Annotated in this window: 10 protein-coding genes and 1 pseudogene; 9 read left to right on the top strand and 2 right to left on the bottom strand. The window is 72.9% G+C overall.

Annotated elements, in window-relative coordinates; translation table 11 throughout:
- Window positions 1-42: 42 nt before the first annotated feature.
- Both IE273_RS16695 and IE273_RS16690 read right to left on the bottom strand, forming a co-directional pair.
- Window positions 43-2,586 carry an ATP-dependent Clp protease ATP-binding subunit gene (locus tag IE273_RS16695; protein WP_189816036.1) on the bottom strand — a complete coding sequence of 848 codons (2,544 nt, stop codon included), beginning with the start codon at window positions 2,584-2,586 and terminating at the stop codon, window positions 43-45.
- Window positions 2,587-2,752: 166 nt separating this feature from the next.
- A pseudogene (locus IE273_RS16690) lies at window positions 2,753-3,146 on the bottom strand (hypothetical protein); the annotation flags it as partial.
- A gap of 79 nt (window positions 3,147-3,225) precedes the next feature.
- Here IE273_RS16690 and IE273_RS16685 point away from each other — a divergent pair.
- The 9 genes from IE273_RS16685 (at window position 3,226) to IE273_RS16645 (ending at window position 14,129) form a co-directional block, all read left to right on the top strand.
- On the top strand, window positions 3,226-3,477 hold the full coding sequence (locus tag IE273_RS16685) for a helix-turn-helix domain-containing protein (protein ID WP_189815960.1): 252 nt from the start codon (window positions 3,226-3,228) through the stop codon (window positions 3,475-3,477).
- A gap of 151 nt (window positions 3,478-3,628) precedes the next feature.
- The gene (locus IE273_RS16680) at window positions 3,629-5,125 is read left to right on the top strand and encodes a hypothetical protein (protein WP_189815959.1); all 1,497 of its coding nucleotides are present in this window, start codon (window positions 3,629-3,631) and stop codon (window positions 5,123-5,125) included.
- A gap of 205 nt (window positions 5,126-5,330) precedes the next feature.
- Window positions 5,331-6,173, top strand: coding sequence for a nitrilase-related carbon-nitrogen hydrolase (locus IE273_RS16675; protein ID WP_189815958.1), 843 nt, complete (start codon window positions 5,331-5,333; stop codon window positions 6,171-6,173).
- Complete coding sequence (locus IE273_RS16670; protein WP_189815957.1) at window positions 6,170-7,453, top strand: aspartate aminotransferase family protein; 1,284 nt, start codon at window positions 6,170-6,172, stop codon at window positions 7,451-7,453. Before IE273_RS16675 ends, IE273_RS16670 begins: the two co-directional genes overlap by 4 nt.
- Before the next feature lie 17 nt (window positions 7,454-7,470).
- The gene (locus IE273_RS16665; protein ID WP_189815956.1) at window positions 7,471-9,036 is read left to right on the top strand and encodes a PucR family transcriptional regulator; all 1,566 of its coding nucleotides are present in this window, start codon (window positions 7,471-7,473) and stop codon (window positions 9,034-9,036) included.
- Window positions 9,037-9,191: 155 nt separating this feature from the next.
- Complete coding sequence (locus IE273_RS16660) at window positions 9,192-10,034, top strand: nitrilase-related carbon-nitrogen hydrolase (RefSeq protein WP_189815955.1); 843 nt, start codon at window positions 9,192-9,194, stop codon at window positions 10,032-10,034.
- Window positions 10,035-10,059: 25 nt separating this feature from the next.
- A complete protein-coding gene (gene hydA / locus IE273_RS16655) occupies window positions 10,060-11,454 on the top strand; it encodes a dihydropyrimidinase (RefSeq protein WP_189815954.1) in 1,395 nt (464 codons plus the stop codon).
- A gap of 12 nt (window positions 11,455-11,466) precedes the next feature.
- Entirely contained in the window at window positions 11,467-12,486 is a 1,020-nt protein-coding gene (locus IE273_RS16650) for a TIGR03842 family LLM class F420-dependent oxidoreductase (protein WP_189815953.1), read from the top strand.
- Window positions 12,487-12,605: 119 nt separating this feature from the next.
- On the top strand, window positions 12,606-14,129 hold the full coding sequence (locus tag IE273_RS16645; RefSeq protein ID WP_189815952.1) for an NCS1 family nucleobase:cation symporter-1: 1,524 nt from the start codon (window positions 12,606-12,608) through the stop codon (window positions 14,127-14,129).
- Window positions 14,130-14,132 lie beyond the last annotated feature (3 nt).

The following is a 14,132-nucleotide window of genomic DNA, read 5'->3' as shown; positions in this document are numbered from 1 at the left end:
ACGGCCCGAGCCGCGCCGACGGCAGGGCCCACGGCCCTGCCGTCAGAGTTCGGGCGCGGGCGGCCGGGCCGCTTCCGTGCGGAAGTCCAGCCGCCCGTCCCGCGCGTCCACGGTCACCCGGCTGCCCTCGGAGATCGTGCCGTCGAGCAGCAGCCGGGACAGCTGGTTGTCCACCTCCCGCTGGATGGTGCGGCGCAGCGGCCGGGCGCCGTACTCCGGCTGGTAGCCGCGCTCGGCGAGCCAGTCGACGGCCGCGCTCGTGAACTCGACCGAGACGCCCTGCCCGTCCAGCAGCCGCCGAGTGGTCTCCAGCAGCAGATCGGTGATCTGCCGCAGCTGCTCGCTCGTCAGCTGCCGGAACACCACGATCTCGTCGATCCGGTTCAGGAACTCCGGCCGGAAGTGCTCGCGCAGCGGCCGCAGGATCTGCTCGCGCCGCGCCTCCTCGTCGGCCTCCGCGCCACCCGGCCCGAACCCGATCCCGGCACCGCGCCGGGTGATCGCCTCCGAGCCCAGGTTGCTGGTCATCACGATGACCGTGTTGGTGAAGTCCACGGTCCGGCCCTGGGAGTCGGTGAGCCGGCCGTCGTCGAGCACCTGGAGCAGGATGTTGAAGACGTCCGGGTGCGCCTTCTCCACCTCGTCCAGCAGCAGCAGCGAGTACGGGTGCCGGCGCACCACCTCGGTGAGCTGGCCGGCCTCCTCGTGGCCGACGTACCCGGGCGGGGCGCCCACCAGCCGGGAGACGGTGTGCCGCTCCTGGTACTCGCTCATGTCCAGCCGGACCATCCGGTCCTCGCTGCCGAACAGCGCCTCCGCCAGCGCCCGCGCCAGCTCGGTCTTGCCGACGCCGGTCGGGCCGAGGAAGAGGAAGCTGCCGATGGGCCGGTTCGGGCTCGACAGCCCCGCGCGGGAGCGCAGCACCGCCTCGGACACCACGGCGACCGCCTCCTCCTGGCCCACCACCCGCTGGTGCAGGTGCTGCTCCAGGCCGAGCAGCCGCTCCTTCTCCTCCTGGGTCAGCCGGCTGACCGGGATGCCGGTCTGCCGGGACACCACCTCGGCGATGGCCTCCGCCGTCACCTCCAGGTCCTGGCCCTCGTCGGCCTTGTCCCCGCCGGTCACCTCGGCGATCCCCTGCTTGAGCTCACCGATCCGGTCGCGCAGCTGCTTCGCCTGCTCGTAGTCCTCGTCCGCGACCGCCTGGTCCTTGTCCCGGACCAGCTGCTCGACCTCGCGCTCCATCGCGCGCACGTCCGTGCCCTTCGTCCGGGCGCCGAGCCGGACCCGCGCGCCCGCCTGGTCGATCAGGTCGATCGCCTTGTCCGGCAGCCGCCGGTCGGTGAGGTACCGGTCCGACAGCTCCACGGCGGCGACCAGCGCCTCGTCGGAGTAGCGGACCTGGTGGTGGGCCTCGTACCGGTCGCGCAGCCCGCGCAGGATCTCGATCGTGTCCTCGGCCGTCGGCTCGGGCACCAGGACCGGCTGGAAGCGGCGGGCCAGCGCCGCGTCCTTCTCGATCCGGCGGAACTCCTCCAGCGTGGTCGCGCCCACGATGTGCAGCTCGCCGCGGGCCAGCGCCGGCTTGAGGATGTTCCCGGCGTCCAGCGTGCCGCCCTCGCCGCCGGAGCCCGCGCCCACGACGGTGTGCAGCTCGTCGATGAACACGATCAGCCGGTCGGAGTGGGCGCGGATCTCCTCCACGATGTTGTTGAGGCGCTCCTCGAAGTCGCCCCGGTAGCGGGTGCCGGCCACCACCCCGGTGAGGTCCAGGGCGACCACCCGGCGCCCCGCCAGGACGTCCGGGACCTCCCCGTCCGCGATCCGCTGGGCCAGGCCCTCCACGATGGCCGTCTTGCCGACGCCCGCGTCACCGATCAGCACCGGGTTGTTCTTGCCGCGCCGCGACAGCACCTCGACGGTCTGCTCGATCTCCGTCTCCCGGCCGATCACCGGGTCGATCCGGCCCTGCCGGGCCATGTCGGTCAGATCACGGCCGTACTTGTCCAGGGTCGGCGTGCCGGTGGGCCGCTGGCGCTGCCGCTCCGGGCGGGGCGGCGCGCTCTCCGGGGCCTCGGACGGCAGGCCGCCCGCCGAGAACCGGGCCGCGTGCAGGATGTGCCCGGCCGCCGAGTCCGGGTTCGCGGCCAGCGCGCTCAGCACGTGCTCCGGGCCGATGTACCCGGCGCCGCTCGCCCGCGCCATGTCGTGCGCGTCCAGCAGGGCGCGCTTGACCGCCGGGGTCAGCGACAGCGAGGTCGGCGGCGGTGCCTCGCCGGGTGGGTGCTGGACGGGGCCCGCCCGGTCGTCGATCTCCGTCGCGAGCGAGTCCGGGTCCGCGCCCGCCCGGCTCAGCAGGCTCCGGGTGGGCTCCGTCGACACCGCCGCGCGCAGCAGGTGCTGGGTGTCCAGGTCCCGGCTGCCGTGCTCGGCCGCGTACTGGGCGGCTCCTCTGACCAGCTCCCGGGCCGGCTGGCTGAGCAGGCGGCCGATGTCGATGTGGCGGGGCCCGGGGGCTCCGCCCGTGCCGCCGAAGAAGCGGGCCAGGAATTCACCGAAGGGGTCAGGAGGGTAGCCGTTGGTCATCGCGTGGGTTCCTTCGCTGACGACATGCGGAGCGGCCGGGTAACCCGGGGGCGGGTTGCTCATGCCCACGATGACACGATCCGTAGGGGTGGGCATGTCCGCCCAGGAGGGTGGGGCGCCGGTCCGGCACGGCGCTCGCGCGAGCGCGGGGGGCGGCCCGCGCCCCTCACGGGACTTCTCGTGCGGTCGGGACCCGGGGGCCGTCCTCCGTGATCGCCACCGTGTGCTCGACGTGGGCGGCGCGGAAGCCGTCGTTCGTGCGGAGCGTCCGGCCGGCGCCCGCCACCTGGCAGGCGTCCTGGCCGCTCCCGGTCCCCAGGGGCTCGATGGCGAGGGCCACCGCCCCGGCCGCGGTCGAGCCCACGGCGGCCCACGCCGTGCCCGCCGAAGCCGTCCAGGATGCCGCGACCGGCCGTGCGGCAGCCCCGGCCGACGGCGTGCGCGATGGCGCCGACTCGGTTCCCGGCCACCGCCGCCTCGTGGCCGAGGAACGGTGAGGACGCGCCCGCTGCGCGCAGCACCTTCCGGGCCGCCTCGTCCAGCTCCAGCGGGGAGACGCCGTCTTCAGTGCGACCACTCCAATTACTATACCGGTATTTGAATGGGGGATCGGTGCGGGGTGGTATTAGAATGGGCCGTATGGTGCGCACCCCCCTCACCCCCGAAGAGCGTGAACGCGGCGAGCGGCTCGGGCGGTTGCTGCGGGCGGCGCGCGGTGACCGGAGCATGGTCGACGTCGCCGCCGAGGCGGGCGTCTCGGCCGAGACGCTGCGCAAGATCGAGACGGGGCGGGCGCCGACGCCGGCGTTCTTCACCGTGGCCGCGCTGGCGCGCGTCCTCGGCCTGTCGATGGACGACCTGGTCGCCCGGTGTGCCCTGGTGGCCGTCTGAGGAGCCCGTGTGGCGGGGTCGGACGCGCAACGGTCGAGATCCCGCGATGAGCGGTTCGCGTGCCGCCGGAAAACTCTCCGTAGCAAGTCCGTAACACCGCTGGTGTTGCCTACCGGGACGAGAGTGCCGGCGGTCGGGCGGGAGCTGGGCGATGGCTGTGGATCAACTTCCCGGTCAGGTACGGGAGTTCGCGAGCTACCTGGACTCTCTGCTGGCGCGCCTCGATCCGCGCGGCGGCTGGAACGGGGTCTTCTGGCAGCGGGACCCCGAGGGCATGCGCGCCTGCCTGGACGGGCGCGAGGTGGCGCCGTGGGACGTGGTGGAGGCGCTGCTGGAGGATCTCGGCGCGCTGTACGGTCCCGCCGCCGCGGGGGCCGAGCGGGAACGGGCCCGCGCGCTGCACGCCGCCGCGGTCACCGCGCACGACGCCCGGCCCGGCGCCCGGGACGCCCTGGCCGACCGGCTCGACGTCATGCTCCGCGAGCAGCGGTACGCGGCGGAACGCCACGCCGGACTGAGCCGCAGGCTGTCCACGCCGCTCCCCGGGGACCAGGCCGACGCCCTCCGGCTCGACCTCGCCTGGGCCCACGACGACCACACCCGCGCCACGTCCCGCTGCGCGGAACTCCGCGCCCGCCTGGAGGCGCTGGACCGGCGGACGGGTCCTGCGGGAGGCCGGCCCGGACCCACCCCCGGTGCCGCGCCCGCGCCTGACGTCGCCGTCCGTCCTTCCCGCACCGTTCCGCCCGCGGCTCCCCGCCCCCGGGCCGCACTGGCCCCCGAGGAGGCCCGCCACGGCGTCGTACCGCCTGCCTCGTCCTCCCGGACGGCCGCGTCTGACCTGCCCGCTTCACCGGCCGCCGGTGCCGAAGCCGAAGGCCCCTCCTCGCCCGGCGCCACCCCCGCGCACACCCCCGGCCCCCAAGCCCGCAGACGTCGCCGTGGCAGTGCCCGGTTCGCCGGGGTCGTCGAAGGTGCGGAGGCCGCGCCCGTCGTCGTACCGCAGGCCTCCGGGAGTGGCGGCGCGGACGGTGGGCCGCGGTCGCCGCGGGGGGCCCGGTTCGCCGGGGCCGGGGAGGTGGCGGAGCCGTCGGTGCCGGACGGCGCGGCCGTGGACGAGGGGGCCCGCGAGGCCGTCGACGGGGTCGTCGGGCGGCTGGCGCGGTTGCGGGGCGAGGGCCGGAGCGGGGAGGCGCACGTGGTGCTGGTCGAGGCCGCGCGGTGGCCCGTGGGCCGGCTGCCGCTGCTCGCGGACGCCCTGCACCGGGCCGGGCTCGGCGCCGACTGGGCCACGCTGCTGTGGGAGGCCGCCGCGCTGCCCCCCGAGCGGCTGGTCGCCGCCGCCGACGCGCTCACCGCGGCCGGCCGGGACGACGACGGCCGGCGACTGCTGCGGCAGGGCGTGGCCCGGCCGGCGGAGCAGATCGGCGCGGCCGTGCTGCGGATGGAGGACGAGGGCAGGCGGCGGGAGGCGCGGGCCCTGCTGGACGCCCACGTGCGCGTCCGTCCCCCCGAGGAGGCCGCCCGGTGTGTCGCCGCCGACCCCGGGCGCCTGGTCCCGCTGCTGCTGGAGGCCGCGCTCGGCGTCTCCGGCGAGCGGCACCGGGACCTCGTGCACGCCCTGCGTGTCGCCGGGTGCACCGCGTGACGGGCCAGGGGGGTTAGTGTCCTGGTGTGTCACGGTCCGCGCCCCGGGCCGGGCCGGCGGCTCACCCACCGGGGTGTGAATCGAGATCGACTCAGCGGGTTGGCGGCGATGGTCTTGGCAAGGGCCGCGCGGAGGCTTACTTTCGTCAATCTACCGCCTGCTCTACGGGCGTAGAGGCTCTGACGTCGCGTCGAAGGAGCAGCTCATGACCAACGTCGTCCGCGCCGCTCTGGTCCAGGCCACCTGGACCGGCGACACCGAGTCCATGGTCGCGAAACACGAGGAGCACGCCCGCGAGGCGGCCCGCCGGGGCGCGCGGATCATCGGGTTCCAGGAGGTCTTCAACGCCCCCTACTTCTGCCAGGTCCAGGAGCCGGAGCACTACCGCTGGGCCGAGCCCGTGCCCGACGGCCCGACCGTGCGCCGGATGCGGGAGCTGGCGCGCGAGACCGGCATGGTGATCGTCGTCCCGGTCTTCGAGGTCGAGGGGTCCGGCTTCTACTACAACACCGCCGCCGTGATCGACGCCGACGGCACCTACCTCGGCAAGTACCGCAAGCACCACATCCCGCAGGTCAAGGGCTTCTGGGAGAAGTACTACTTCAAGCCCGGCAACCTCGGCTGGCCCGTCTTCGACACCGCCGTCGGCCGGATCGGCGTCTACATCTGCTACGACCGCCACTTCCCGGAAGGCTGGCGGCAACTCGGTCTCAACGGCGCCCAGTTGGTCTACAACCCGTCCGCCACCCACCGGGGCCTGTCCGCCCACCTGTGGCAGCTGGAGCAGCCCGCCGCGGCCGTCGCCAACGAGTACTACATCGCCGCCATCAACCGGGTCGGGCAGGAGGAGTACGGCGACAACGACTTCTACGGGACGTCGTACTTCGTCGATCCGCGCGGACAGTTCGTGGGTGAGGTCGCCAGCGACAAGAGCGAGGAACTCCTCGTCCGCGACCTGGACTTCGACCTCATCGAGGAAGTGCGGCGGCAGTGGGCCTTCTACCGCGACCGCCGTCCCGACGCCTACGAAGGGCTGGTGCAGCCGTGAACGACCTCTACTCCCGCCACCGCAGGGTCCTGCCCGACTGGCTCGCCCTCTACTACGACGACCCGATCGAGCTCAGCCACGGCGAGGGACGCCACGTCTGGGACACCTCCGGCCGGCGGTACCTGGACTTCTTCGGCGGCATCCTGACCACGCTGACCGCGCACGCCCTGCCCGAGGTGACCAAGGCGGTCAGCGAGCAGGCCGGCCGGATCATCCACTCCTCCACCCTCTACCTCAACCGGCCGATGGTCGAACTCGCCGAGCGGATCGCCCAGGTGAGCGGCATCCCGGACGCCCGCGTGTTCTTCACGACCTCCGGCACCGAGGCCAACGACACCGCCCTGCTGCTCGCCACCACCTACCGGCGCAGCAACACCGTCCTCGCCATGCGGAACAGCTACCACGGCCGGTCCTTCAGCGCGATCGGCGTCACCGGCAACCGCGGCTGGTCCCCGACCTCCCTCTCCCCGCTCCAGACCCTGTACGTCCACGGCGGCGTGCGCACCCGGGGGCCGTTCGCCCACCTCGACGACCGCGCGTTCATCGACGCCTGTGTCGCCGACCTGAAGGACGTCCTCGGCCACACCCGGCCGCCGGCCGCGCTGATCGCCGAACCCGTCCAGGGGGTCGGCGGGTTCACCTCCCCGCCGGACAGTCTCTACGCCTCCTTCCGGGAGGTGCTGAAGGAGCACGGCGTCCTGTGGATCGCCGACGAGGTACAGACCGGCTGGGGCCGCACCGGCGACCACTTCTGGGGCTGGCAGGCGCACGCCCGCAGCGGCCCGCCGGACATCGTCACCTTTGCCAAGGGCATCGGCAACGGCATGTCCATCGGCGGGGTCGTCGCCCGCTCCGAGATCATGAACTGCCTGGACGCCAACAGCATCTCCACCTTCGGCGGCACCCAGATCACCATGGCCGCCGGCCTCGCCAACCTCACCTACCTCCTCGAACACGACCTCCAGGGCAACGCCCGGCGCGTCGGCGGCCTGCTCATCGAGCGGTTGCGGGCGGTCGGCGCGCAGCTGCCCGGGGTGCGGGAGGTGCGCGGACGCGGGCTGATGATCGGCGTCGAGCTGGTCAGACCGGGCACGGACGAGGCCGACCCGCAGGCCGTCGCGGCGGTGCTGGAGGCGGCCCGGGAGGGCGGGCTGCTCCTCGGCAAGGGCGGCGGGCACGACACCAGCGCCCTGCGGATCAGCCCGCCGCTGTCGCTGACGGTCGCCGAGGCCGAGGAGGGCGCGGCGATCCTGGAACAGGCACTGAGGAGCACGTACTAGAGAACAGGTGTACGGCCATGAGCATCACCTCGGAGCCCCGGAACGTGCTGGAACCCGCCCTCTCCGTGCGCCAGGTGCTGACCCTGGAGCGCGTGCTCGCCGGGGAGCCCGAGGTGGTGGCCGGCGCCGCACAGCTCGACCGGCCGGTGCGCTGGGTGCACGTCGCCGAGGCCGCCGACGTCGGCGTCATGCTCAGCGGCGGTGAGATGGTCCTCACCACCGGTGTGCTGCTCGCCGGGGACGAGGCCCGGCAGGCCGAGTACATCCGGTCCCTGCACCGGGCGGAGGCGGCGGCCGTCGTCCTCGGTCTCGGCCGGGCCTTCCCCGCGCCGCCCGAGGTGATGCGCCGCGCCGCCGAGCGGTGCGGGCTGCCCTTGGTCGTACTGCACCGGCCGTTCCCCTTCGCCGAGCTCACGGAGGAGGTGCAGTCCCGGCTCGTGCGGCGCAAGTTCGCCGCGATCAGCCTGTCGGAGAGCGTACGCACCGCCCTCACCGGGCTGATCACGGCCGGGGCGCCGCTGCAACGGCTGCTCGACGAGGTCGCCCGGCACGGCGGCTGCCCGGTCGTCGTCACCAACCTCGCCCACCGCGTCCTCGGCACGGCGGGGGAGCGGTCCGCGGTGGACGACGTGCTGCGCGACTGGGAGCGGATCGCCCGGCAGGCCGGCGGCAGCGCCGGCGACGGCTGGGTCCGCGCCGAGCTGGGCGGGCGCGGGGAGCGGTGGGGCCGGCTGCTGCTCTGCGGCTACCGGGGCGACGCGGCCACCGGGCGGCTGCTCGCGGACCGGGCCGCCGAGGCCCTGGTGCTGCACCGGATGCTCGGCGGCGCCCGCGCGCACAGCTGGGAGGAGCAGTCCGCGCAGAGCCTGCTGACCGACCTCGTCTCCGGGGTCGTACCGGCCCGGCAGCTGCTGCCGCGGGCCCGGGCCGCCGGGCTGCCGGTCAACCGCCGGACCTTCGTGCCGCTCGTCGTCCAGGGCCGCACCCCCGGCCAGCTCGACCGGGTGCTGCGTCTGCTGGGGCTGCCCGGCCTCGTCGCCGAGCTCGCCGCCGGCGCCGCCACCGTGCTGCTCAGCCTCGCCCGCGACCAGGACGCCGAGGCGCTCACCGCCCACTTCGCGACCCGGCTGCGCGCCGCGTCCCCGGCCGTGGTCGCCGCCGCCGGTCCCCGCACCGCGTGGGACGACGTGCCCGCCGGGCTGCGCGAGGCCCGGCACGTCGCCGTCGCCGTCGCCGGCTCCTCGGCCGCCCTCGACCTGCCGGCCGTCGTCCGCCTCAAGGACGTCCATCTGCGCGGACTGATCCGCCTGCTGCGCGACGACCCGCAGGTGCAGTCCTTCGCCGAGCGCGAGCTGGACGGGCTGCTGTGCGACGCCGAACCGGAACTGCTGAACGTCCTGCGGACCTATCTGGCGACGGGCCGCAACAAGTCCCGCACCGCCCAGCTCCACCATGTCTCCCGGCCGGCCCTCTACCGCCGCCTGGAGGCCATACAGGGCCGCCTCGGCGTCGACCTGGACGATTTCGAACAGGCGGCCTCCGTGCACATCGCGCTCCTCGCGCACGACGCGCAACAGGGGTGAAACATGCGACGACCTGCGACAACGGCGGTGAAACATGGGACCGCGGACACGTGACACGGTGGCACGCCGGCCACCCGCGGACGTGACACGCTGCCCGTCGAACCGGGCCTCCGGGCTTCCTACGCTCACGGCACACCGAGCTACCGGAGGTCCCGATGAGCCGAGTGATCCGTGCCGCCCTCTTCCAGACCGCCTGGACCGGCGACAAGGAGTCCATGATCCGGGTGCACGAGCAGGCGGCCCGCGACGCCGCCGCCCAGGGCGCCCAAGTCCTCTGCTTCCAGGAGCTGTTCTACGGCCCGTACTTCTGCCAGGTCCAGGACAAGGCGTTCTACGAGTACGCCGAACGGATCCCCGAGGGCCCGACCGTCCGGCGCTTCCAGGCCCTCGCCCGCGAGCTGGGCATCGTCCTGGTCCTGCCCATGTACGAGGAGGAGCAGCCGGGCGTCCTGTACAACACGGCCGCCGTGATCGACGCGGACGGCTCCTACCTCGGCAAGTACCGCAAGACCCACATCCCGCAGGTCCAGGGATTCTGGGAGAAGTTCTACTTCCGCCCCGGCAACAGCGGCTGGCCCGTCTTCGACACCGCCGCCGGCCGGATCGGCGTCTACATCTGCTACGACCGCCACTTCCCGGAGGGCTGGCGGGCGCTCGGCCTCGCCGGCGCCGAGATCGTCTTCAACCCGTCGGCCACCTCGCGCGGCCTGTCCCGCTACCTCTGGCAGCTGGAGCAGCCGGCGGCGGCCGTCGCCAACGAGTACTTCGTCGGCGCGATCAACCGGGTCGGCGTGGAGGACCTGGGCGACAACGACTTCTACGGCACCACCTACTTCGTGGGCCCGGAGGCCCGGTTCGTCGGCGAGGTCGCGAGCGACAAGGAGACCGAACTCGTCGTCCGCGACCTGGACCTGGCCGAACTCCGCGAGGTCCGCGACCGCTGGCAGTTCTACCGGGACCGCGCGCCGGGGGCCTACGGACCGCTGACCGCGCCCTGACGGCACCGTTGACAGAGGGAGCAGCATGAGCAGCCGTACCGTCATCCGCGGTGGTCTCGTCATCACCGCGTCAGACGAGATCCACGCCGACGTCCTCATCGAGGACTCCCGCATCACCGCCCTCGCCACGCCCGGCGCGCAGAACTGGAGCGCGGACCGCACCATCGACGCCACCGGGAAGTACGTCATCCCGGGCGGCGTCGACGCCCACACCCACATGGAGCTGCCGTTCGGCGGCACCTTCGCCTCCGACACCTTCGAGACCGGCACCCGCGCCGCCGCCTGGGGCGGTACGACGACCATCGTGGACTTCGCGGTGCAGAGCGTCGGCCACACCCTGCGCGAGGGCCTGGACACCTGGCACGCCAAGGCCGAGGGCAACTGCGCGATCGACTACGCCTTCCACCTGATCGTCTCCGATGTGAACCAGGAGACGCTCAAGGAGATGGACCTGCTGATCGAGGAGGGGGTCACCAGCTTCAAGCAGTTCATGGCCTATCCCGGGGTCTTCTACTCCGACGACGGGCAGATCCTGCGCGCCATGCAGCGCTCCGCGGAGAACGGCGGGCTGATCATGATGCACGCCGAGAACGGCATCGCCATCGACGTGCTGGTCGAGCAGGCCCTCGCCCGGGGCGAGACCGACCCGCGGTACCACGGCGAGGTGCGCAAGGCCCTGCTGGAGGCGGAGGCCACCCACCGGGCCATCAGGCTCGCCCAGGTGGCCGGCGCGCCCCTGTACGTCGTGCACGTCTCCGCCATGGAGGCCGTGGCCGAGCTGGCGCGGGCGCGCGACGAGGGGCTGAACGTCTTCGGCGAGACCTGCCCGCAGTACCTGTTCCTGTCGACGGACAACCTGGCCGAGCCCGGCTTCGAGGGCGCCAAGTACGTGTGCAGCACGCCCCTCAGGCCGAAGGAGCACCAGGCCAGGCTGTGGCGGGGCCTGCGGACCAACGACCTCCAGGTCGTCTCCACCGACCACTGCCCCTTCTGCTTCACCGGCCAGAAGGAACTGGGCCGCGGCGACTTCTCCAAGATCCCCAACGGGCTGCCGGGCGTGGAGAACCGTATGGACCTGCTCCACCAGGCGGTCGTGGACGGGCACATCTCCCGCCGCCGCTGGATCGAGATCGCCTGCGCCGCCCCGGCCCGGATGTTCGGGCTGTACCCGAAGAAGGGAACCATCACCCCGGGCGCCGACGCGGACGTCGTCATCTACGACCCGCACGCCGAACAGGTGATGTCCGCCGAGACCCACCACATGAACGTCGACTACTCGGCGTACGAGGGCAAGCGCGTCACCGGCCGCGTCGAGACGGTCCTGTCGCGCGGCGAACTCGTCATCGACCAGCGGGAGTACACCGGACACGCCGGGCACGGCGTCTTCACCCCGCGCTCCACCTGTCAGTACCTCACCTAGGAGTGGCGCCCCATGGACTTCGGACTCGTCCTCCAGACCGACCCGCCCGCCTCCCGGGTCGTCAGCCTGATGAAACGGGCCGAGCGCAACGGCTTCCGCTACGGCTGGACCTTCGACTCCGCCGTGCTCTGGCAGGAGCCGTTCGTGATCTACAGCCAGATCCTGGCGAACACGCGGAAGCTCACGGTCGGCCCGATGGTCACCAACCCGGGCACCCGCACCTGGGAGGTCACCGCCTCCACCTTCGCCACCCTCAACGACATGTTCGGCAACCGCACCGTCTGCGGCATCGGCCGCGGCGACTCCGCGATGCGCGTCGCGGGCCGCAGACCCAACACGCTCGCCAGGATCAGCGAGGCCATGAAGGTCATCCGCGCCCTCGGCCGGGGCGAGGAGGCCGACCTCGGCGGTACGAAGATCCGGTTCCCGTGGATCAAGGAAGGCGCCGAACTCCCGGTCTGGATGGCCGCGTACGGACCGAAGGCGCTGAAGATGGCCGGCGAGGAGGCCGACGGGTTCATCCTCCAGCTCGCCGACCTGTACCTGACCGAGTACATGGTGAAGGCCGTCAGGGACGCGGCGGTCGCGGCCGGCCGTGACCCGTCCGAGGTGACCGTCTGCGTCGCCGCGCCGGCGTACGTCACCGAGGACGACTCGCCCGAGGCCCTGGCGCACGCCCGCGACCAGTGCCGCTGGTTCGGCGGCATGGTCGGCAACCACGTCGCCGACCTGGTCGCCAGGTACGGCGAGCACTCCGCGCAGGTCCCCGGGGAACTCACCGACTACATCAGGGCCCGCCAGGGCTACGACTACGCCCACCACGGACGCAGCGGCAACCCGGACACCGCGTTCGTGCCCGACGAGATCGTGGACCGGTTCTGCGTCATCGGCCCGGTCGGGAAGCACATCGAGAAACTGACCGCGCTGCGCGCCCTGGGCGTCGACCAGTTCGCGGTGTACGACATGCACGACGCGCAGGAAGCCACCATCGAGGCCTACGGCCACCACGTCATCCCCGCCGTCAACTCCTGACCCGCCCACGTCCGCGAGTCGCCCCACGCCCCCCTTGGTCTCCCCTCCCCGCCGTCCCGGGGAGGGGGCTGGTGCCCGCACGGCCATTCCCGATCCGCCTCTCCCCGATTGGCCAGCCCATGACCGACACCGCTCCCACGGCCAGACCGATACCCGGCCAGGTCACCCTCCCCGACGGGCGCGTGGAACTCGCCCCCGGCACACCGCCGCCCAGCGGCCCCTACGCCAACCAGGACCTGCTCCCGGTCCCCGTGGCCCGGCGCACGTGGACGACGTACAACTTCTCCGCCCTGTGGGTCGGCATGGCCCACAACACCGCCTCCTGGACCCTCGCCTCCGGGCTGATCGCGGTGGGCATGGACTGGAAGCAGGCGGTGTTCACCATCGCCCTCGCCAACCTGATCGTGCTGGTGCCGATGCTGCTCACCGGGCACGCCGGCCCCAAGTACGGCATCCCCTTCCCGGTCTTCGCCCGCGCCTCCTTCGGCGTGCGCGGCGCCAACCTGCCCGCCGTCGTCCGGGCGTTGGTGGCATGCGGCTGGTTCGGCATCCAGACCTGGATCGGCGGCGAGGCGATCTACTTCCTCGCTGGGAAGCTGATCGGCGACGGCTGGAGGAACGCGGGGCACATCGGCGGCCACGCCTGGACCATGTGGCTGTCCTTCGCGGTGTTCTGGGCGATCCAGGTGGCCATCATCCACCGCGGCATGGAGACCATCCGCCGCTTCGAGAACTGGGCCGCGCCGTTCGTCCTGGTCGGCGCGTTCGCGATGCTGTGGTGGATGAGCGGCAAGGCCGGGGGCGTCGGGCCGCTCTTCGACCAGCCGTCCAAGCTGGGCTGGGGCGGCGACTTCTGGAAGCTGTTCTGGCCGTCCCTCATGGGCATGATCGGCTTCTGGTCCACGCTGTCGCTGAACATCCCCGACTTCACCCGCTACGGCAGGAGCCAGCGCGCGCAGACCTGGGGCCAGGCCCTCGGCCTGCCGACCACGATGACCCTGTTCGCGTTCCTGTCCGTGCTGGTCACCTCCGGCTCGCAGGCCGTGTACGGCGAACCGGTCTGGGACCCGGTGCAGTTGGCGGCGAAGACGGACAACGTGGCCGGTCTGCTGTACGCGCTCGTGACCGTCCTGGTGGCGACCCTGTCCGTGAACATCGCCGCCAACCTGGTCTCCCCGGCCTTCGACTTCTCCAACGTCGCGCCCAGGAAGGTGAGTTTCCGCACCGGCGCCCTGATCACCGCCGTCCTCGCCGTGCTGATCTTCCCGTGGAAGCTGTACTCCGACCCGCAGGGCTACATCTTCACCTGGCTGGGTCTGGTCGGCGGCCTGCTCGGCACGGTCGCCGGCATCCTCGTCGCCGACTACTGGCTGCTGCGCCGCACCCGCCTGGACCTCGGCGACCTGTACCGCCGGGGCGGTGCGTACTGGTACGCGGGCGGCTGGAACTGGCGGGCGGTCGTCGCCTTCCTGGCGGGCGGTGTCCTCGCGCTCGGCGGCGCGAGCCTCAAGCCCCTGACCGACGGCCGCCCCGTCCCCGCCCTGGCACCCCTCGCCGACTACGGCTGGGCGGTGGGCCTCGGCACCTCCCTGGTGCTGTACCTGACCCTCACCCTGGCCTCCGGCCGGCGCGCCGCCGGCTGAGCG

The sequence above is a fragment of the Streptomyces olivaceoviridis genome, assembly GCF_014650115.1.
GTDB lineage: Bacteria > Actinomycetota > Actinomycetes > Streptomycetales > Streptomycetaceae > Streptomyces > Streptomyces olivaceoviridis.
Note: the sequence above shows the minus strand (reverse complement) of the source record. Positions and strands in the feature narration are given on the sequence as shown.